Raw genomic sequence first — 19,235 nt, 5'->3', positions numbered from 1 at the left:
AGCAGTGGACGCTCTGATCATCGTGGTGCTCGGTCTGCTCGGAATCGTCGCGGCCTCGACGCTCGGAGCGCGGATCGGAGTCGCAGCACCGTTGATTCTGGTGATGGCCGGGATCGTTGTCAGCCTCTTACCATTTGTCCCAGCAGTGGACATCGACCCGGAATGGATTCTGGCAGGCGTGCTTCCGCCACTGCTGTACTCCGCCTCGGTCTCGATGCCGTCGATGGAGTTTCGGCGTGAGTTCGGTGCCATCGGTGGGCTTTCCGTTCTGCTCGTGGTCGTGAGTGCGCTTGTTCTCGGTGTGTTCTTCTCCTGGGTGATACCAGGACTCGGTATCTGGTGGGGCATTGCACTCGGTGCGATCGTGAGCCCGACGGATGCCGTCGCCACGTCCATCGTCAAAAAACTCCCGGTCTCGCCGCGGGTGGTGTCGATCCTCGAAGGCGAAAGCCTGCTCAACGACGCCACCGCTCTGGTTCTGTTGCGTACTGCCATCGCCGGGGCCGCCGCATCGGTGTCGCTGTGGAGTGTGTTGGGCAAGTTCGCTTTTGCCGTCGTCGTGGCCGCGGTCATCGGAGTTGTCGTCGGCAAGGTCAACCTGATGGTTCGCGCCCGTGTCACCGATTCGACGGTCAACACGGTCATCTCGTTCACGGTGCCGTTTCTGGCGGCGATCCCCGCCGAAGAGTTGGGTGCGTCAGGATTGGTTGCTGCCGTCGTGGCCGGGCTCGTCACCGGCTACGACGCTCCTCGGAAGCTGTCACCGCGACACCGGTTGTCCGACTCCCAGAACTGGCGCACAGTCGAATTGGTCCTCGAAGGTGCGATCTTCCTGGTGATGGGCCTCGAACTCTCGTCGATAGTCGACGATGTCCGGGTCGACCACGAGGGCATATCCACGGCGGTCTTCGTGGCGGCGGGTGCACTGTTCCTCACGATCTTGGTGCGGGCTCTGTACGTGGCCCCGCTCCTGCGAGCGCTCCAAGCGCGGGCGAATTTTCGTGAACGCATGAAACCCAGACTCTCCGACATCGCGAATCGCCTCGACAATCCCGAGGATTACCCGCCAGACGAACGACGCAGCAGGCGCCGGGCACCTTCGGCGAATCAGATGGAAAGGTTCAAGGTTCGGGTTCGGCGGACGGTTGCCGATATCGACTACTACCTTGCTGCGCCGTTGGGATGGCGTGAAGGCACGATCGTCATCTGGGCCGGCATGCGCGGGGCGGTCACTCTGGCTGCAGCGCAGACTCTGCCGGAAGACACCCCGAGTCGATCGCTCCTGATCTTGGTTGCGTTCCTGGTGGCAGCAGGCTCGTTGATCCTTCAGGGAGGAACGTTGAAGCGCGTCGTAGTGGCGACCGGTCCGGCAGCGCAGGACCTCACCGAATCCGAACTAGACGAGCATCGCAGGTTGCTCGACCTCCTCGAAGATGCTGCTGCGAGTGTCGTTCCGCCAGAGGGTCGGTCGAAGAAGAGGATCCGCCTCGACGTGATCGACGCGCAGCGTCAGGCACTGCTCGACGCACGTGACGATGGCGTGTTCGACGCACGGATGCTCGGATCGGCACTTGCCGCGCTGGATGCCGATCAGATCAGCCTCGAACTCAAGGGCGGTCCGGACGGTTGATCACGTGCACAGTCTCTTTCGAGCGGACGTCATCATTGCCCGCGTGATCACGCCGTGCAGTACCTGAACGGGTGCGAAGTAGATTCGGCCCGCGCGGTTCTTCAGCTCCACGGCGGTGACGACGTGCAGGAGGCCGGCGTCGTTGTCGGCCTGAACCGAGGCGACGAATCGTAGGTGTTTCTCGTCCGCTTCGATGAGGGCCTCGCCGTCGGCGATCTTGTCGACGGCAAAGGTGTCGGGGCGTCCCTTGGCGATGCCGAGCAGTCCGACTATCCGCTCCCTGAGCCAGAACATCGCGAGGACGGGTGCGGGGACATTCCTGACGTCGAAGACTCCCTGCGCCCACTCCTCGGATGTATGGGTCGGAACAGACGGGATGGTGATCGTGGTGGCTTCTGCCCAGTCCGGTGCAGGCATTGCCTTGAAAGCGAGTGTCATTTCGTCCTCCGTACGGTGCCGTATGGAACTTACCCATACGGTACCGTACGGAGGTGACGAATGCCCGCGCCCGACTCTCTCGCGACCAGTGGATCGATGCAGCTTTCCAGGCTCTGACAAGCCATGGGCCTGATGCAGTTGCAGTGGAAAAGGTGGCGCGCACGCTCGGATCGACCAAGGGTTCCTTTTATTGGCACTTCGCCAACCGCGACGAATTGCTGCAAGCTGCGCTCGGCCGGTGGGAAGTTTTGGCAACCGAGAGACTGATCTCCTCCGTCGAGTCCTCTGGTGAACCGGCGGAGGTGAGGTTGCGTCGTCTGGTGGATTCGGTCACGACCGGATTGGCCGGTCGCCGTGCGGAGTTGGAACTGCTTGCCGGGATCGGCCATCCTTTGGTTTCGGCGGCGGTTCGACGTGTCACCGAGCGTCGAGTTACCTACATCGTGACGTTGTTGGTCGATCTGGGGATGGGCAGGCAGAAAGCGGAACATCGTGGCGTACTTGCCTATTCGATGTACCTGGGGCAGATGCAATTGGTACACAGTGCGCCCGATGTGGTTCCTGGCAGCGGTGCGGACGCTCAGGCGCTCGCCGACGAGTTCGTGAACATGGTTCTGGCCAGGTAAGTCCGCCGTCGAACGCAGCGTGATCTGCGCATCACCCTGCGCTTTCAGGTGAGGGACCACACATTGCGCGTAACCCATAGTTACAGATACTTTGAGGTCAGCTGAAGTGGGGTGCCGGATATGTCGACATTTCCCGGAGGCGCAAAACCGTTTCACGACAGGAAGAAAGGTGACTCACCATGAGCGTTGTGCTTATTTCGTTGCTGGTCGCCGCTGGACTCACCGTGCTGGCCACCAGTGACGGTGCCGGTCTGGACTTCGGGAGTCGGCAGCTGAACCGCCAGTTGAAGACCCGCACGCACCGGTAACCCCGGAAATCGGCCGGCTCCACGCGATACTTCGCGGAGCCGGCCGATTGCGTTGCTCCGGTCAGTTCACTCCGAGATCTACCAGCCAGGCCCGGGTGCTGCGGGCGACGATGCCCAAGGCAACGGCAGAACCCGTCGCGGAGTCGAACGCGACGCTGTCGGCAGATTCGAGTCCCGTGTAGAGCTGGGAAACCCCGGCTGCTGCGCCCCCTCCGATGATCGGCGCAATCGACGCACCGAAGGCATCGGGCGTCACGGCTTCGAAAGTTACCGTGCGCGAGAAGTGTTCGGCGAATGCCTCGGCGAGTTCGATGCCGGTGATCGCCGGAATCTGTCCGATGTCGACCGCGTCCGGTGCTACGTCGAGAGTCAGGGCCGCAACGGCTGCATCAGCGACGTCGAGATGTGAACTCCATGCGACCGCGAGATCGGCACGTAGTGGGTAACGCAGGACCCCTTCGTCTTTCACCCCCGACAGCACGGTGGGCAGAAGAAGATTCTCGAGGAACAAACGCGGGGTCAGGACGGTCACCGCGATACCTTCGGCGCGGAGTCCGTCGACGAGCTCGGAGAGAACGGGTGTGTTGGGACCGGCAAGCGGCGAAGTAGCGTCGCCGGTCACCGTGCCGCTGGTAGAGATCACGAACCGCGAAGGACGTGTCACTCTTGCTGCTGCCAGAACGTTGTGGGCGTAACCGGCTAGCGTCTCGGTGTCACCGGCGAGTGGCAGGTGGAAGAACACCCCGTCTACCCCGCGATAAGCGTCGGCGAGAGAGTCGACTGACGCATTATCCGCGACGACGGTGTTCGCACCCTCGAACGTCTGGTCGGGGTTGCGGGTGATTGCTCGGACTTCGGCACCTGTCGATCCGGCGAGAGCCGCGACCAATCCCGCGAGAACGGGAGAACCCTGTGCGCCGGTGGCGCCATGCACTGTGTAAGTCATGACGCCTATAGTTCAGATTGGGAACCAGTTACTTCAAGTGAACTAATGGGGAATCGATGAGTGAATCAGGTCACGTGCTTCCGGAGTGCGGCGTCGCGCGCTTTCTGCTGGTTCTGGACGGACCGTGGGCAACGCTGATCGTTCGTGAGCTCACGCACGGCCCGATGCGCTTCACGGAACTACGACGCGCATTGCCCGGCATCAGTCCCAGGACACTGTCCGCCAGGCTCAAGCGATTCGAGGAGTTCGATCTGGTGACCCGGACTGCCTACGCCGAGGTGCCGCCGCGAGTGGAGTACGAACTCACCGCGACGGGGATGGAACTGCGCTCCGTGCTCGAAGCGATGGTCGAGTGGGCGGATCTGGCACTCCCCGTTTCGTGACCCTGCCCTCAGTGCGGGCCCGAAAGTCCAACCCGCAGAGCGCCGCAGGCCTCGAACATCGCATCTTGACCGGTATGGCCGACACCGGTGGTGTTGACGAAGGCATGGATCAATCCATTGTGACGCCTGAGTGCAACCGGGACTCCGGCCTCTCGCAGCCGGTTCGCGTATTCCTCACCCTCGTCGCGTAGTGGGTCGAAACCGGCGACGGCAACGTACGCCGGCGGTAGGCCGGCCAGGTCCGGAGTGAGCAGCGGGGAGACTCGCGGGTCGAGGGCCGAAGCGCCGCCCGACAGGTAATGGGCCGCATACCAGTCGAGTTGGGCGTCGGTGAGAAAGAAGTCGGTGCCGAACATCTTGTGCGAAGGGCGCTTCGACGAAAGGTCCACCCAGGGGAAGAAGAGCAGTTGGAATACTGGTTTGACGTCGTCTTCGGTCGTGGACTGCGCGACGACGGCAGCCAGGTTCCCGCCCGCGCTGTCTCCGCCTACCGCAATGGATTTCGGATCTGCACCCAGATCTGTGGCATGCTCGACGCAGTACCGGAATGCGGCGACGGCGTCATCGACCCCGGCGGGGAACGGGAACTCCGGCGCTAACCGGTAGTCCACCGACAACACACTGACCTCGCCGTGGCGGGCCAGGAAGCGGCACACACTGTCGCCGCTCTCGAGGCTGCCGAGGACGAACCCGCCGCCGTGGAAGTACACCAAAAGTGGAGCGGGCGTTGAGACTCCGGCCGGGCGATACAGCCGAGCCGGAATCGCGTGATCCCCGGCCGGGATCTCGAGGTCACGTACCGTCTCGATGTCGATGGGCGTACCGCCGAACAGTCGCGATTCGGCGTCGATCTGAGCCCGTCCCTCTTCGACCGGAAGATGCTCGAAGCTCGTACCTTCGACCGCTGAGAGCAATCGCAGCGCAAGCTGGATCTCGGGGTGCAGAGTCTGCCCGTCGATCTCCTTCGGCTTGCCACCGAGAATGCGCTGCGCGCCGGTCGGTAAGGCGCCGACGACATCGAGTACCACCCGCGCAACACGATCTTGGACAGACATCTTCTCCGTGGACATACTCGCCTTCCGTCGGCTGATCACCCGTCGCCTGTACGTTACGAAAGAACTGGACAAATATCCAGGAATCTCGACGCTCGCGATCAGCTTGCCGGCGTCACCGTGACTGTGGCGGGGCCCGCGTCGTCCGCGGTTTCCACTGTGAGAAGACGGCTTTGGGGGTTCCAGTTCACGATGTCGGCGCCCGCGACGTCGACGCCGCCGGGAAAGCCGCTTTCGGGTAGGTAGATCTCGGTCGGTGCCGTCACTGCGGGGTTCGGGGTGAACGTCAGCTGAAGGCGGTCAACGGTCGAGGACCATTCGGTGGGTGTGCCCGCGACGGCTCGCGGATACGGCTTGTTCAGGGTGTCGACGAGGAGTGTCTGCGATCCGTCCGGCAGGTACGGGCCCCAAGGACCTGGATCACTGGACCAGTAGGAGACACCCGCACCGAGTTCTCGGGCGGTCGTGTAGACGCGGTCGATGTAGTCGGTTGCGCCGGGCAGTGTTGTGTCGAGCCCGAATTCGCCGAGAATGATCGGAACGCCGCCGAGTACGTTGCCTGCGATGTGTTCGACGCTGTCGCGCCAGGTGTCGATGGTCGCGTCGGTGAGTGTGCGTGAGAGGCCGGAGTATCCGTCACCGAGGTCGAGGGGCAGCGGGTACAGGTGTGGGCAGTAGGCGATTCGCTGTTCGCCGGCTCGTGGGTCGTTGATCTTCGTGAGCCCGCTGGGGACACCTTGGTTGACGCCGACGGCCTGCGGGGCCACACACACCCAGCTGTCCTGATCAACTTCCCTGATGGCGTTGGTGGTTCGCTGATACAGGGCAGCGAGGGGCCCACCTTCGAAGGCGGGGCCTTGGAGGGAACCGCCCCACGGCTCGTTCATCAGGTCGTATGCCACGACGGTGTCATTGCCTGCAAAACGTTCGGCCACCGCCTGCCAGGCGTTCGCGTAGTGCTCGACCAGTTCGGGATGTTGGCCGGTGGTGTTCCAGAAGTTGTCGAATGCACGCATCACACCGGGTTGGACGTAGTACAGCTCCCAGCGGTCTTGAGGGGTGACCGGAAGGCCGTCCATGTATGTCGCCCAGGCCGGCGCGCCGTTGCCGATGTTGCCGGCGCCGTTGCCGCTGTTGCCCTCTGGTGTGATCGCGCCGGAGTAGACGTCCTGATGCATGTCGAGCATGACCTTGTAGCCGCGCTCGGCGTACCAGCTGACCCGGTCCTCGACGCGGTCCAGATATTCCTGGTCGTACTGTCCCGGCGCTGGCTCCACCGAACGCCAGGAGATCAAGAAACGCACGAAATTTGTTCCCATGTCGGCATGTTCGCGCTCGAGATCGGCTTCGGTGAACTTCGGCATGCCGTCGGGTGCGCTCTTTGCGCTCGACGCCGTGTTGAACCCTCGCAGGATCAGGGAGCGCCCGGCGTCGTCGGTCAGGTACGACGGTGGCACCGACGTGCCATCGGCGCTCCCCGACGTGGGCAGGCTGCCCTGAGCCGCGGCAATTCCGCCGCCCAGTATCAGTGAGCCCGCGACTATCAGTGCTGAGAGCGGGATACGACGCACGGAAACTCCTTCTGGGTGTGTGGATGGATTGACTTGTCCGAATGGGGATTCGGCCCTGGGCTTGAACGCTCGGTGTCGATTCACGTCGGTTGGCTTACACTGGTCCGCCCGTTTTCGATGTGTCCGACGAGCACGCGCTTGAATTCAGGATCTTCGTCGACCGTCACGGTGGCCTGATACCAGCCGTCCACCGACGCCACTGCCCACCGGCCGCGTGCGCCGGCAGCGAGCTTCCGTCGGTCTCCGTCGACGTCGACGGAGAGTGCACGACTTCCGGAATTGTTCGCGGTCAGTACAAGCGCGCGCGTCCCTGCGTCGATGGTTGTCGAGACGTCGAGCGAGGCTGCCGCACTGTCTGTAGCTCCACTGAACTCGCGCCTGAAACCATTGGGACCCAACAGGGTCAGGCTGTAGACGCGATCACTGAGCGCAACGGTGTCGTCGACCTCGCCGACGACGTCGTAATGCCGTGGCTCGTCGAACTCACCTGCGTACGGGTACATGGCCAGGTGCGTTGATGCGGCGCCGGTATTGACCAGATGGACCGCCAACGAGCCGGTTTCCGGGTTCACCGTCGTGTAGGCGTCGGGCTGATAGGGAAGGGCCCGTGCTGGTCGAGTGCCGCTTTCCTGCAGAGGCATTCTCTGTTCGGTGGGCGGGGTCGGTGTCCACCGCGGTTCCAGCGGCGGAGTGGGTTGCGGGCGCGCCAACGTCGGCCGGCTACGCGGGTTGGCGAAGTCGAACACCGACGTGAGGTCGCCACTCACCGTGCGTCGCCACGGGTCGATTTCCGGTTGCGTGATTCCGAACCGCTTCTCCAGAAACTGTGTGACAGACGTGTGGTCGAATACCTGCGAACAAACGAAACCGCCAACAGTCCACGGCGAGATGATCGTCATCGGCACCCGCGGGCCGAGACCGAGCGGCTGATTACCGACCCATTCGGCTTCGACCGAGCGCGGTGGTCGAGGTGGCGGTACATGGTCGAAGTACCCGTCGTTCTCGTCGAAGTTGACGATCACGGCCGTCTTCGCCCACAGATCCGGATCGGACGCGATGGCGTCGAGTACTTGATAGAGCAGTGTTGCGCTCGCCGCAGGTGACGAACCCGATGGATGCTCCGAATCCACCTCGGACGGAACGAGATAACTGACTTGCGGCAGTCGGCCCGACTCGACGTCCTTCCTGAACTCGGCGGCCAGTGTGCCGGGCCGGGATCGGTACAGTGCGCGATCGTAGAGTTGGCGATCAGCAGGCGACAGTTGGTCTGCAGCATTCTCGAGGGCCAGTGCCGCTGCGTCCTGGACCGGCGCCGGCATCGACGGCAGGGCGAGATAGAACCCGGCCAAGGTCTGCAGTTCGTAGGGGAGCAGGCTTGGCCGACCAAGCAGCCCTGCCGCCACTTTCTTGAAGGCAGTGAAGTATTCGAGGTTGTTGTCTCCGAAGTTGTCCCACTCTTGGTAGGTCTTCCAGGAAATGCCGGCGGACTGCAACCGCTCGGGAACCGTCGTCCATCCGTAGCCGGCGTGCCAGGGGTTGTAGGCCGCATTGGTTACAGCTCTTCCCTCGGGGCCGGGCGGATCCGAAGGCAGGACCGACTCGGTCGGATTAGGCGAAAGTGGCTCGTATCCGGTGTATCCAGAGACCCAATAGTTCCGGTTGGGGCTCGTCGATGTCGGTACGGAGCAGTGGTAGGCGTCGCAGATCGTGAACGCGTCCGCCAGTTCGTAATGGAACGGGATGTCTTGCCGGTCGTAGTACGCCATTGTCGTACTGGTTTTTGCCGCGATCCAACCGTCGTGCCAGCCGTCGGCGAGTGCGGCATGTCCGCCCGCCCAGCTGTGGTCGAGTCCGGTCACGTTCTGGGTGTCCATGCGTTGTGCCGCAGCGGAATCGCGGATGGGGAAGGGGAGCACAGGACCGGTAGGACCGGGTTGTTCGAAGACGCTGTGGCCGCCGCGCAGACGCAGCGCATTCGGATCCCCGAATCCGCGAACACCCCTCAGTGCGCCGTAGTAGTGATCGAAAGATCGGTTCTCCTGCATGACGAGGACAACATGCTCGATCGAATCGAGCCCGCCGGAGTTGACGGGTGTCGCCAGTACACGCTGAAGCGACGGCGGGAGAAGGGAAGTAGCGGCGACTGCAGTTGCACCGACCCCGGCGGCGAGAAACGACCGTCGAGAAAGAGAATTCCTGGACACTTGTGCTCCATCGATAAATCAATCAGTTCTATGACCACGGCCGCAACAGGCTGCTGCCGCTGCTCCGAATCGGTGCAGCGGCAACAGCGTCGAGAAGAATTCGATCAGGAACCGAAGAGACCGCCCAGTGAACCGAGGCTGCCCGAACCGCCGTTCCCGCCGTCGTCAGGCGCAGCAGAAACCTTGACGACGGATTCGTCCGACGCGGACTGTGTGAATCCACTTCGCCCGGCGTATGACGCCTTGATCCGATGATCGCCCGTCGATGCGAAAGTGTGCGTCAGTCGCGCCACTCCATCGACTCCGACGACAACGGGCTGTCCGATGGGTTGGTCGCCGTCGTAGAACTGAACCGAGCCCCCGCCGGGGTTGGGGGTGACCGTCGCGGACAGTTCTGCCGCGACATTCTGCTTGGTCGTCGCGGGAGCTGCCAGTGAGGTCGAGGTGGTGACATCGGACGGTGCGGGATCAGACACGGTGACCGTTTGAGCGGATGCCATCGACGGCATGAATCCTGTTGCGCCGGAGTAGTAGGCCGAGACGGCATGAGATCCAGCCGAGGTGAAGGCATGTTCCAGAGTGGCTTTGCCGTCAGCGCCCACCGGGATCGGAGCGCCGATATCTGCAGCGCCGTCCTTGAACTGGAGAGTGCCACCGGCGGGTGTCGGCGTGACCTGCGCCCTCAGCGACACCGATATGCCCGTCTTCGCATCGGTAGGAACGTTCACGGCAGTGTCGGTCTGCTTGACGACAGGTGCAGCAGTCACCGTGACCATTGCCTCGGTCGAGTTGGAACTCTGGAATCCGTTGACTCCCTGGAACGTTGCGGAGACCCGCGCGGTTCCGGCGGTGAAGAAGGTATGCGGTAGCCGGGCAGTGCCGTCGGCGCCCGGAGTGACCGGTGTACCGACGTCGGCGCCGTCCACCCTGAACTGCACGTTTCCGTTGACCGGAGCCGGATCCACCTTTGCGACAAGCTCGGTCGGTGTGCTGGCTTGGATCGAGCCGGGCATCTGGATTGTGGTGGTTGTCGGTTGGCTGACGTAGATGGTGGTCAGGGCCTGCCCACCGGCGTTGAGGCCGGAGTTCCTGTTGTCCCGCGGGGAGCAGTTGTAGCGCTCCCAGTAGTTGACTGTGAAGACATCCTTTTCGCGCTGGACGAATGTGAGCGCATTTCGGTCGTCGTCGTAGTTGGCGGAACCGGGATCGGAAACCCTCAGCGAAGGCTTGATCTCGGTACCGGCCGCACCGGCTTTGACCGTGACGTCGACTGCGGGGAGTCGGAACTTGGTGTTGGCACCGACGATGATGCCGTCACTCGATCGAACTGCGGAGGACGGACCGTTTCCGGTGGTTCGATTCGATCCGGAGATACGCAGGTGCGTACCGGATGCCGATGGATTACCGCCGTCGTCGATCCGTGTGACTGTCGGAGTGGCACTGTCGGATCCGAGGCCGTACGCACTGTCCGCCACAAGCTGGGAACTCACGAATTCGACGCCGGACGGGATGTCGAAGTCGTACTTGATCCGGGCCCAATGCACGACTCCACGGCTGGCATGGCCGCCGCTGTTTGTCTTCATCTCGTTCGGCTGCACGCGGTAGGTGACGGTCTCACCTGGTGCCGCGGTGGTCGGCGCGGTGATGGTGACTCCCGAGCCGAGTGTCTCGTTGAACGTGATCGGGCTTGCCACACCGTCCATCTCGCGCACATGGCATGCAGTTGTGAAGGCCACGCTCTTGGTCTCGGGGGCAGCCGAGGCGATCCCGCCGCCGACGATGGAGAACAAGCCGCCGGCCAGTACCGAGACGGTTGCAATCGCAGAGCCGCGTAGGAGTTTCGAGTTCATCGTCGAATCCTGGTTTCTGTTCACAGTTTTCACGACCCGAATCCGGGGGTACCAAGGCTGCCGAGGCTACCGGTGCCAGGCTCGGGCTCGGACGGTTCGACGACGTTGATCGTCACGGCGCCCGACATCGACTCCATGAAACCGGCCGATCCCGTGTAGTATGCCGTGATGTTGTGGTCGCCCGCTGTTGTCATCGTGCGGTTGGCCTTTGCGACGCCGTTGACGACGGCCACCGGAGCGCCGAGGTCGACCCCTCCGTCACGGAACTGCACTGTTCCTCCCGACGGCCACGGAGTGACCGTTGCCGTCAGTTCCACGGAGTCACCGACGACGGCCTTACCGGGTGCGTCGATTCGCGTCTGTGTCTGAGCGAGGCTGGAGTCGACGTTGATCACGGCGAGCGGCCGGCCGCCGGCGTTCAATCCGGCCGAACGATTGTCGCGTGGTGAGCAATTGGTGGTCAGCCAGTATTTGACGCCGCCGAGCAGGGTCTCCTGCTGCAGGAAGGTCAGGTAGTTGGCGGCACTGTCGTAGGAACCCGAGTTGGAATCGGACACGCGCAGCATGGGCTTGATCTGGGTGCCGACAGCCCCTGACGTGACGGTGACGTCGACTGCCGGGAGCTGGAACGTCTTTCCTCCACCGACCTCGATTCCGCCGCCGCCGTTGTCGTCGGTGTTGGGTCCGTTGCCCGCCGTGATGTTGTTGCCGGAGATACGAAGATGCGTCCCACTCGGATCGGGTGAACCGGCATCGTTCACCCGCGTGATCGTCGGGGCGACCCCACCCAGATTCGAGCTGGTGCCGGCCACGATCTGCGCCCCCACGTAGGAGGTGCCAGCAGGGATGTCGAAATCGAACTTGAGACGCGTCCAGTTCACGACGGACCTGAGGTCGTAACCGTCCTTGGGGACCGTCATCGGCTTGGGCGCGAGGCGGTATGTGAAGGTGGAGTTCGGCGGGACCACGGCCGGCGCACTGATCGTGACGCCGGAATCACGCGTCTCGTTGTGTGTGATCGGTCCGGGGAACTGCCACCCGTGGCACGATGCCGTGAACGGAAGGTCCACATCAGCGGCGGACGAGACTCCGGCTCCGCCGATCACGAGGGCAACGCATCCGGTCAACGACGCGGCCACCCCCACTCCTCGGCGCATCAACGTCGACACCATTCACATTCTCCTTGAGTAGCGCTCGACAAGATCGAGCTCTCGGCTTGAAGCCGGGTCCGGGAACCGGCCTCGAGCTGACAGAGAATCGAATACGTCTCGTCGTTTGCTCACTACCAGCTCAAACCCTGGAGAGGAGTAGAACACAGAGCGAGCCGCAAAATATGCGATTCGGACAAATTGTTGGACAAACGTCCAACCGGTGAAATTTCTCCACTTCTCCGACCGCTCTGCACTGCTTTAACGTGGCGTGAAGTGGGCCCGGTAAACGGTCAGGCGATCGCGCGGCGCATCAGGTCTGCCGTCTCCTTGTTGAATGCCACCAGTGTGACCGTCTCGACCTCGGTCTTCGCCGCGCGAATCGCTGAAACGGCCTGTCGGACGGCATCTTCCTTCGGCCAGCCGTAGACCCCTGCCGAGATCAACGGAAAGGCGACGGTACGGGCGCCGATCGAGTCGGCCACGGCGAGGCTGCGGGTGTACGCCGACCGAAGCAGACCGGATCGGTCCTCGGAGCGCGAATACCTCGGGCCGACGGTGTGAATCACGGCCTTGGCGTGCAGCTTTCCGGCGGTGGTGGCTACGGCCGCACCCACCGGCAGGCCGTCGGGAAGGCTGGTGTTGCGCAATACCTCGCAAGCCTTCAGGATCTCCGGTCCCCCGGCACGGTGGATCGCGCCGTCGATACCGCCGCCGCCGAGGAGCCTGGAGTTGGCCGCATTGACGATGGCGTCGACGGTCAGCGTCGTGATGTCACCTTCGACGACTGTAATAGCGGGCATGGATCCTCCTGGGTACCCGACGGCTGTGTGTCCGACGGACGCGTTTCCGACTGCCGTGTTCCAGAGTTCACGCTTCGGGCGAGCCCACGGCATAGCCGAGCGTACGTCGTAGGGATCACGTCCGATCAACATCGAGTATCGCGCTGCAACCGACGGCGTGCGACTGTGCGCCTGAACGCAATGGAGGAGTACGCGCTTTCCCTCGGCCCGCAACGCCTGGACGGTGCGCGCTGCGTCGTCGAGAACGAACTCGAGGTTGGCGTTGGAATCGTGACCGTCGTCGACCAACCAGAACTCGACGTGATCAGGGGAGACCTGTCGTGTTCCCATGCGGCACAGGCTGACCACGGCGTCGTAGTCTGCAGTGGACACCGCATCGACGCCGCCGAGCATGACGCCGTCGTCGTGCGGGTGCGTCGTCAGGTGGTGGGTTCCGCGAAACCTCGAGTAGTCGAGTTCTGCCGTCGACGGCCATCCGTTCTTGTCGTCGGTACCGCCGCGAGCAGTCTTTATTGCCAGGCGAATCAGATCGGAGGAACGGTATCCCGGCCAGCCATGCATGATTCGGCGCCAACGGGCGGGAACCGCCGACGCTCCCCAGCGGGCGCCGAGGAGGCCACCCGCGATGGCCGCCGTCGTGTCGGTGTCCCCGCCGGCTCTTACTGCTGCTTCCAATGCGTACTGGAGGTGGCGAGCATCGCCATTGTCCGTGGAAGTGATTGCCCACCAAGCAGTCTGAAGTGCATGCACCACCCAACCGTTCTTGGAGAAGTCCTGCGGGTTCCCGGTTTCGGCCTGATCGAGCAGCGGGCCCCAGTATTCGGCGACGTCCTGATCGGCAACGGAGAGGAAGCCGCGAACACCGTCGAAGTTGCCGGCGACAACGGCATGGCGGATGGCATGGGTCCACAACTCGCACGCCTGTCCGGCACGCGGGTCGTCGTGCGTGAGTGAACTGATCCGGTGCGCTGCCGACCTGGCACCTTCTGCATCGTCCAAGTAGGAGAGGGCGACGGGAGCAGTCCGCATGAGCGAGCCGTTGCCGGCCTTGCGGCCGCTGATCGCCCGCGCACGATCCGCCATCGCCGCTGCGCTTTCGGAGCGGACGGACAACACTGCTCGCGTCTGGTTGCCGATGTCCGCGGGCTTCGAGTCGTACCACCGGATGAACTGTGCTGCAATGGCATCGAGACCGTCAGCGCTTCCGATGTCGATTCCGGTAGCGGCCACCTCGGCGATCGCAACTGCCATCGAGGCGTCGTCGGTCCATTCTCCCGGCGCCCAGTCGAACGGGCCGCCACCGATCATGTCGATCGTGATCTCGGCCTTCGGGTAGGTGAATTCGTAGCCGGCGCCGAGTGCGTCTCCTGCTGCGGTGCCGAGCAGAACGCCGGCCGCTCGATCGGACTGCTGTGCGGTGAGTTTCATGGCTACCTCTTCGGTTCGCGATGATCGTTTGATCAACTTTGCGCTAATCATAGATCATGTTTGAGATAACATGCAAGGGTGAATAAATGGACAGACACGAGCGGCAAGGGATTGACGGACTATCCGCGTCCGTCTGTGGCAGTGGACGTCGCGGTGCTGACGTACAGCGGTGGATCTCTGAAAGTTCTGGTGGTTCGGCACCGTCTCGGTGCACTGGCGCTACCGGGAACATTTCTGCACGAACGCGAATTGCTCACGGCCGCAGCCGATCGTGCTCTGTCGGTCAAGGCAGAGTTGGCCCAGACGAGCTTCCACCAGTTGGCGATCTTCGACCGACCGGACCGCGACGACCGTGGATGGGTTTTGTCGGTCGCACACACGGCTTGCCTACCGGAATCGGCACTGCCCGATTCGGCGCTTCTCGTCGATGTGTACGACGACGAGGCAGTGAGCGGACTCGCATTCGATCACGCCGACATGGTGCGACTCGCGGTCACGGACCTACGCACGAGGTATGCGTCGTACGTGGATCCGGACGGATTGTCGGGCGGGACGTTCACCGTCGCCGAACTTCGGGGACTCTACGAGGTGATCTTCGATCGTCCGTTCCAGAAGGACAGCTTCCGCCGGCAGGTGTTCGACGCGCTCGAAAGTACCGGCGAGATGAGCAGACCAGGTAACGGCCGACCCGCCGAGACGTACCGGAGGCGGGGTGACGGCGCACTGACTGCGCAGGCAATGGCATTTTTGACCGGATGAAGTGAAACGAATTCTTGCAGTTCTGCTGACCTGACTCGCTGAGCTGGGTAATGTCCGATTGATGGGTGCAGTTTCGAATGAAGCCGAGTCCAAGATTCCGACTGTCGTGTGGGGTACCGGCAACGTCGGGCGTGCATCGATTCGCGCTGTGACAGCCAATCCGGCCCTCGAACTTGTCGGCGTCATCGTTGCGAACCCCGAGAAGGTCGGGCGAGACGCCGGTGACCTCGCCGATCTGGGAGTGCACCTGGGCGTCGCGGCTACCGACGACGCCGATGCCGTGCTCGCAGCGTCTCCCGGCGCGGTGGTCTACGCGGCGTCCGGCGACATCCGGCCCGACGACGCGGTTGCCGACATCACGCGGGCACTGGCCGCCGGAGCTGTGGTGGTCACGCCGTCCGTATATGCGCTGTACGACCCGAAATCTGCGCCTCCCGAACTTCGTGATCCCGTCGAAGCTGCTGCCAAGGCGGGCGGCGGCGCTCTGTTCGTCTCCGGTATCGACCCAGGCTGGGGCAACGACATCCTGCCGATTCTCGTCAGCGGGCTCGCGGGGACAATCGACCAGATCCGGTGTCAGGAAATCTTCGACTACACGACCTACGAACAGCCGGATTCTGTCCGCTACCTGATCGGGATGGGTCAGCCGATGGACTACGAACCTCCCATGGTCGCGCCGACCGTACCCACCATGGTCTGGGGCGGGCAGATTCGGCTCATCGCCCGGGCACTCGGGGTGGAACTCGACGAGATCCGCGAGACCTTGCTGCGCCGCCCGCTCGAGGAAACCGTGTCGACCGAACATATGGGGGAGTTCGCGGCCGGCACCCAAGGCGCACTGCGATTCGAGGTTCAGGGAATCGTCGGCGGGGAACCCCTGATCGTGATCGAACACGTCACGCGTATTCATCCGTCCTGTGCCCGCGACTGGCCGCTCCCGCCCGACGGCGGCGACGGCGCGCACAAGATGATCGTCGAAGGACGACCACGAATCGAGATCAACGTCGAAGCCACCGATGAAGGTGGAAATCGCGCGGCCGGTGGAAATGCCACGGCCGTAGGACGTCTCGTCAACGCAATTCCCTGGCTACGTCAGGCTGAACCCGGTCTTTACGACGCGCTGGACGTTCCGCTCACACCCGGCGTCGGCAAGCTCGGTGCCCGAAACTCGGAGGTACTCACATGAATATCGACATACCCGAAGGCAAGAATCCGATCGGCTACGTGTGGGGAGAGATGGTCCCCGGCATCGGACCCGCGGCCGCCGGGTTCTCCCAAAAGGTCTACACGGACGGCACTCTCGGACTCCGCGAGTTCGAGGCGGCCAGGCTTCGGATCGCTCAGATCAACGGGTGCATCTTCTGTCAGGACTGGCGCACCGAGCGTGACGGCGAGACTGTGGAGTCGACGTTCGATCAGGCTGTCACCGACTGGCGCACCACCGATGCCTTCGACGACAGGACACGCCTCGCTGCCGAATACGCCGAGAGATACGCCCTCGACCACCACGGGCTCGACGACGAGTTCTGGGAACGCATGACCGCTCACTATTCCCAGCGAGAAATCGTCGAGTTGAGCATGTGCCTCGGATCGTGGTTGGCCTTCGGCCGGCTCAACCACGTCCTCGGCCTCGATACTCAATGTGTGTTGCCCGGTAACTGAACTAGTTGCCCAGCGTCGTCAGATCCGGGTAGTTCGAGACCTCCCAGCCGCCGTCGACGACCAGACTGGTTCCGGTGATGTACGAGGCGTCGTCGCTGGCGAGATAGAGGCAGGGGCCCGCGATCTCGTCGGGAGTTGCCGCTCGGGACATGGGGATTCGGCTGAGAAACATGTCGCGGGCGGGTTCGTAGTTCATGACCGGCGCGACCAGTGGCGTGTCGACCAGGCCGGGTAGAACGGCATTGACCCGGATCCCCGACGCAGCGAGTTCGATCGCGGCATTCTTGCTGAACATCTCGACCCCGGCCTTGCCTGTCGCGTACGCGCTCCCGTAGGGGCTCGGCACGTGCGCGTTCAATGAGGACACGTTGACTATCGCACCACCGCGACCGTGCTCTCGGATATGCCGCGCTTCATGTTTGGTGCAGAGGAAGACGCCCTTCTGAACCAGGTCGATCGTGAAATCGCAGTCGGCCTCCTCGAGGTCGACGATCTGCCCCACCCTCGACGCACCGGCAACGTTGAAAGCCAGATCGATACCGCCGAATTCCGCCGCCGCCGCGGCAAGGGCCTCGGCAACATCGGATTCCTTGGTGACGTCAGTGGGAACGGCGAGGAAGGCCCCGCCGTGCTGGGAGGCTATCTCTTTCAAACCCTCTGCAGCGATGTCGATTCCAGCTACCTGTGCGCCTTCGTCGATAAGCCTTAGTGCGATGGCTGCACCGATACCTGATGCTGCTCCAGTGACGACTGCTGTTTTCCCGGCAAATCTGGACGTGTTAACCTCGGGCTTTCACGGTAATTTGCGGTAAACCCGTGTCACCAAAAGAGATTGGTGCCCTTACCTGGGATAATTCGACTTGCGACAGTTGAAAAATTCCAGAAACAAGGAGCACCAATCTGGTGAGTAAGTCTACTTCCTCGTACCCGAAACTCTCCGTCGACACCGCCGGCAGCGCTCTCGTGTCACAAGCCGGAGCGATCATCTTGATCCGCACCGCCGAAAAAACCGGTCTGACCACATCTTTGTCCGAAGCTTTGTCACCGTGGCGCAAACCCGCCGCCCAACACAATCCGGGCAAGATCATTCTTGACCTCGCGCTCTCCCTCGCAGTCGGTGGTGACTGCCTCGCAGACATCGCAACCCTGCGCGAACAACCCGCCGTGTTCGGCCCGGTTGCATCCGATTCGACGGTTTCCCGGCTGATCACAGGTCTCGCAGCCGACGGACCGGCCGCATTGTCCGCGATCAACTCCGCCCGCGCCGCAGCCCGAAAAACTGCATGGTCCTACGCCGGTGAACACGCACCCGATCACCACATCGATGCGCAGCGACCACTGATCATCGACCTCGATGCCACCCTAGTGACCGCACATTCAGAGAAAGAAAACACAGCACCGAACTTCAAGCGAGGCTTCGGTTTCCATCCACTGTTGGCGTTCGTCGACCACGGAGAACACGGCACCGGCGAACCCTTGAGTTTCCTCCTTCGGCCCGGAAACGCCGGATCGAATACCGCCGTCGACCACATCACTGTGACCAGGCAAGCGTTGGTACAGTTGCCGTTCCGAACATCCGGTGCGGTCGGAAAGAAGATACTGATCCGCACCGACGGCGCCGGCGGCACTCATGCGTTCCTCCAATATTTGACCGCCCGAAAGCTGTCGTATTCAGTCGGGTTCACCTTGACCGACGCGATGGCCGAAACAGTCGACGACATTCCCGACGACTTGTGGATGCCGGCTCTCGATTCGAGCGGCGGCATCCGCGACGGCGCCTGGGTCGCGGAACTGACCGGCCTCGTCCAGTTGTCGGGCTGGCCTGCAGGAATGCGGCTCATCGTCAGAAAAGAACGACCTCACCCCGGCGCTCAACTGCGGTTCACCGACCGAAATGGTCTGCGACTGACCGCATTCGTGACCAACACTTCTGTCGGGAGCCTGCAAACCTTGGAACTACGGCACCGCCGCCGGGCCCGCTGTGAAGACCGAATCCGAACCGCCAAGGACACGGGCCTGACGAACCTCCCCCTGCACGGGTTCGCCCAGAATCAGATCTGGTTGGCGATCGTCACCCTCGCCGCCGAGCTGACGGCCTGGATGCAAATGCTAGCGCTGACCAGCAGTGACGCACGCCGGTGGGAGCCGAAACGACTACGCCTACGACTGTTTTCGATTGCCGGGCGCATCGCCCGGCACGCACGAAAAACACGTCTGCGGCTGTCTCGGAAGGCGCCGTGGTCCAATCTTGTCGCCTCGGCGTTGGCCAGACTCGACGCGTTGCCGGCACCGACCTGAACCGGCGAATCCTGTTGGAACGAGCGGAAAGAACACAAATCCGGAAAGTGGAATCCGGCAGCATCCCGACTGCACACGGGTCGGTCTGTCACATCCGGATACTGATTCGGGCCGAGAAACACCATCGGC

At 62.9% G+C, this 19,235-nt stretch carries 17 protein-coding genes and 1 pseudogene; 8 read left to right on the top strand and 10 right to left on the bottom strand.

Translation table 11 applies throughout. The features are described 5' to 3' along the window. The first annotated feature begins 4 nt into the window (after positions 1–4). A complete protein-coding gene (locus AOT96_RS08770) occupies positions 5–1,630 on the top strand; it encodes a cation:proton antiporter (RefSeq protein ID WP_003943093.1) in 1,626 nt (541 codons plus the stop codon). On the opposite strand, the gene AOT96_RS08765 is transcribed toward AOT96_RS08770, so the two are convergent. Then, positions 1,631–2,068, bottom strand: a complete 438-nt coding sequence (locus tag AOT96_RS08765) for a DUF2867 domain-containing protein (protein ID WP_065351594.1) — start codon at positions 2,066–2,068, stop codon at positions 1,631–1,633. Between the two features lie 53 nt (positions 2,069–2,121). On the opposite strand from AOT96_RS08765, the gene AOT96_RS08760 reads away from it, so the two are divergent. Continuing rightward, positions 2,122–2,694 (top strand): TetR/AcrR family transcriptional regulator, encoded by a 573-nt coding sequence (locus tag AOT96_RS08760; protein ID WP_030536196.1) that lies wholly within the window; start codon positions 2,122–2,124, stop codon positions 2,692–2,694. Between the two features lie 179 nt (positions 2,695–2,873). Further along, positions 2,874–3,002, top strand: a complete 129-nt coding sequence (locus AOT96_RS36325; RefSeq protein WP_003943237.1) for a hypothetical protein — start codon at positions 2,874–2,876, stop codon at positions 3,000–3,002. Positions 3,003–3,063: 61 nt separating this feature from the next. On the opposite strand, the gene AOT96_RS08755 is transcribed toward AOT96_RS36325, so the two are convergent. Next, positions 3,064–3,948, bottom strand: coding sequence for an SDR family oxidoreductase (locus AOT96_RS08755; RefSeq protein ID WP_030536195.1), 885 nt, complete (start codon positions 3,946–3,948; stop codon positions 3,064–3,066). A 56-nt stretch (positions 3,949–4,004) separates the two neighbouring features. Between AOT96_RS08755 and AOT96_RS08750 the strand changes: the two genes are divergently transcribed. Then, entirely contained in the window at positions 4,005–4,331 is a 327-nt protein-coding gene (locus AOT96_RS08750; RefSeq protein WP_019745900.1) for a winged helix-turn-helix transcriptional regulator, read from the top strand. 8 nt (positions 4,332–4,339) lie between these two features. Here AOT96_RS08750 and AOT96_RS08745 read toward each other — a convergent pair whose 3' ends face one another. The 7 genes and pseudogenes from AOT96_RS08745 to AOT96_RS36005 all read right to left on the bottom strand — a co-directional run. Next, the gene (locus tag AOT96_RS08745) at positions 4,340–5,401 is read right to left on the bottom strand and encodes an alpha/beta hydrolase (RefSeq protein WP_082845714.1); all 1,062 of its coding nucleotides are present in this window, start codon (positions 5,399–5,401) and stop codon (positions 4,340–4,342) included. 83 nt (positions 5,402–5,484) lie between these two features. Next, entirely contained in the window at positions 5,485–6,954 is a 1,470-nt protein-coding gene (locus AOT96_RS08740) for a cellulase family glycosylhydrolase (protein WP_065352797.1), read from the bottom strand. Positions 6,955–7,034: 80 nt separating this feature from the next. Then, positions 7,035–9,158, bottom strand: a complete 2,124-nt coding sequence (locus AOT96_RS08735; protein WP_065351593.1) for a phosphocholine-specific phospholipase C — start codon at positions 9,156–9,158, stop codon at positions 7,035–7,037. Between the two features lie 104 nt (positions 9,159–9,262). Beyond that, entirely contained in the window at positions 9,263–11,008 is a 1,746-nt protein-coding gene (locus AOT96_RS08730; protein WP_207624044.1) for an Ig-like domain-containing protein, read from the bottom strand. Between the two features lie 29 nt (positions 11,009–11,037). Continuing rightward, complete coding sequence (locus AOT96_RS08725; protein WP_007730280.1) at positions 11,038–12,180, bottom strand: Ig-like domain-containing protein; 1,143 nt, start codon at positions 12,178–12,180, stop codon at positions 11,038–11,040. A 269-nt stretch (positions 12,181–12,449) separates the two neighbouring features. Further along, the gene (locus AOT96_RS36010; protein WP_231917453.1) at positions 12,450–12,959 is read right to left on the bottom strand and encodes an O-acetyl-ADP-ribose deacetylase; all 510 of its coding nucleotides are present in this window, start codon (positions 12,957–12,959) and stop codon (positions 12,450–12,452) included. A gap of 633 nt (positions 12,960–13,592) precedes the next feature. After that, positions 13,593–14,387 (bottom strand): annotated as a pseudogene (locus tag AOT96_RS36005) (ADP-ribosylglycohydrolase family protein); the annotation flags it as partial. Between the two features lie 78 nt (positions 14,388–14,465). Here AOT96_RS36005 and AOT96_RS08715 point away from each other — a divergent pair. From AOT96_RS08715 to AOT96_RS08705, 3 genes are all read left to right on the top strand, one after another. Beyond that, positions 14,466–15,146, top strand: a complete 681-nt coding sequence (locus tag AOT96_RS08715) for an NUDIX hydrolase (protein ID WP_003943269.1) — start codon at positions 14,466–14,468, stop codon at positions 15,144–15,146. A 61-nt stretch (positions 15,147–15,207) separates the two neighbouring features. Next, positions 15,208–16,332: an NAD(P)H-dependent amine dehydrogenase family protein gene (locus tag AOT96_RS08710; protein ID WP_065351591.1), complete on the top strand. Its 1,125-nt coding sequence runs from the start codon at positions 15,208–15,210 to the stop codon at positions 16,330–16,332. Beyond that, positions 16,329–16,808: a carboxymuconolactone decarboxylase family protein gene (locus AOT96_RS08705; protein ID WP_019745891.1), complete on the top strand. Its 480-nt coding sequence runs from the start codon at positions 16,329–16,331 to the stop codon at positions 16,806–16,808. Before AOT96_RS08710 ends, AOT96_RS08705 begins: the two co-directional genes overlap by 4 nt. 1 nt (position 16,809) lies before the next feature. On the opposite strand, the gene AOT96_RS08700 is transcribed toward AOT96_RS08705, so the two are convergent. Then, positions 16,810–17,535 carry an SDR family NAD(P)-dependent oxidoreductase gene (locus AOT96_RS08700; protein ID WP_065351590.1) on the bottom strand — a complete coding sequence of 242 codons (726 nt, stop codon included), beginning with the start codon at positions 17,533–17,535 and terminating at the stop codon, positions 16,810–16,812. A 176-nt stretch (positions 17,536–17,711) separates the two neighbouring features. On the opposite strand from AOT96_RS08700, the gene AOT96_RS08695 reads away from it, so the two are divergent. Continuing rightward, positions 17,712–19,106 (top strand): IS1380 family transposase, encoded by a 1,395-nt coding sequence (locus AOT96_RS08695; RefSeq protein ID WP_065351589.1) that lies wholly within the window; start codon positions 17,712–17,714, stop codon positions 19,104–19,106. Positions 19,107–19,235 lie beyond the last annotated feature (129 nt).

The sequence above is a fragment of the Rhodococcus sp. 008 genome (assembly GCF_001682295.1).
Lineage (GTDB): Bacteria > Actinomycetota > Actinomycetes > Mycobacteriales > Mycobacteriaceae > Rhodococcus_F > Rhodococcus_F qingshengii.
This window is presented reverse-complemented; position numbering and strand designations above follow the sequence as displayed.

Excerpts from the sequence above, each read along its gene's own strand:
- AOT96_RS08730 (WP_207624044.1), bottom strand. The coding sequence starts at position 11,008 with ATGAACTCGAAACTCCTACGCGGCTCTGCGATTGCAACCGTCTCGGTA.
- AOT96_RS08705 (WP_019745891.1), top strand. The coding sequence starts at position 16,329 with ATGAATATCGACATACCCGAAGGCAAGAATCCGATCGGCTACGTGTGG.
- AOT96_RS36325 (WP_003943237.1), top strand. The coding sequence starts at position 2,874 with ATGAGCGTTGTGCTTATTTCGTTGCTGGTCGCCGCTGGACTCACCGTG.
- AOT96_RS08765 (WP_065351594.1), bottom strand. The coding sequence starts at position 2,068 with ATGACACTCGCTTTCAAGGCAATGCCTGCACCGGACTGGGCAGAAGCC.
- AOT96_RS36010 (WP_231917453.1), bottom strand. The coding sequence starts at position 12,959 with ATGCCCGCTATTACAGTCGTCGAAGGTGACATCACGACGCTGACCGTC.
- AOT96_RS08745 (WP_082845714.1), bottom strand. The coding sequence starts at position 5,401 with ATGTCCACGGAGAAGATGTCTGTCCAAGATCGTGTTGCGCGGGTGGTA.
- AOT96_RS08750 (WP_019745900.1), top strand. The coding sequence starts at position 4,005 with ATGAGTGAATCAGGTCACGTGCTTCCGGAGTGCGGCGTCGCGCGCTTT.
- AOT96_RS08725 (WP_007730280.1), bottom strand. The coding sequence starts at position 12,180 with ATGGTGTCGACGTTGATGCGCCGAGGAGTGGGGGTGGCCGCGTCGTTG.
- AOT96_RS08755 (WP_030536195.1), bottom strand. The coding sequence starts at position 3,948 with ATGACTTACACAGTGCATGGCGCCACCGGCGCACAGGGTTCTCCCGTT.
- AOT96_RS08710 (WP_065351591.1), top strand. The coding sequence starts at position 15,208 with ATGGGTGCAGTTTCGAATGAAGCCGAGTCCAAGATTCCGACTGTCGTG.